Raw genomic sequence first — 449 nt, 5'->3', positions numbered from 1 at the left:
GGTGACACCATCTCCGGAGTCAAGAACAACTCCGGTGGTACGTCCAGAAGCGTACAGGGAAAGCACGGCCTGGATGGCGACGTACATGGCGGGGGTGTTGAAGGTTTCGAACATGATCTGGGTCATCTTCTCTCTGTTAGCCTTAGGGTTAAGAGGGGCTTCAGTGAGGAGGACGGGGTGCTCTTCGGGGGCAACACGAAGCTCGTTGTAGAAGGTGTGGTGCCAGATTTTCTCCATGTCGTCCCAGTTGGTGACGATGCCGTGCTCGATGGGGTACTTCAGGGTGAGGATGCCTCTCTTGCTCTGGGCCTCGTCGCCCACGTAGGAGTCCTTCTGGCCCATGCCCACCATGACGCCCTGGTGTCTGGGGCGCCCGACGATGGAAGGAAACACGGCTCGGGGAGCGTCGTCCCCAGCAAAACCAGCTTTGCACATGCCGGAGCCATTGT

Annotated in this window: 1 pseudogene; it reads right to left on the bottom strand. The window is 59.0% G+C overall.

The window, feature by feature from the left end:
- Nucleotides 1-449 (bottom strand): annotated as a pseudogene (locus SM753_RS20245) (actin, cytoplasmic 2); the annotation flags it as partial.

It is taken from the genome of Halostella sp. PRR32 (genome assembly GCF_034808085.1).
In the GTDB taxonomy this organism is placed as follows: domain Archaea; phylum Halobacteriota; class Halobacteria; order Halobacteriales; family Natronoarchaeaceae; genus Halostella; species Halostella pelagica.
The sequence above is the reverse complement of the archived record's forward strand: the minus strand, read 5'-3'. Positions and strand labels throughout refer to the sequence as shown.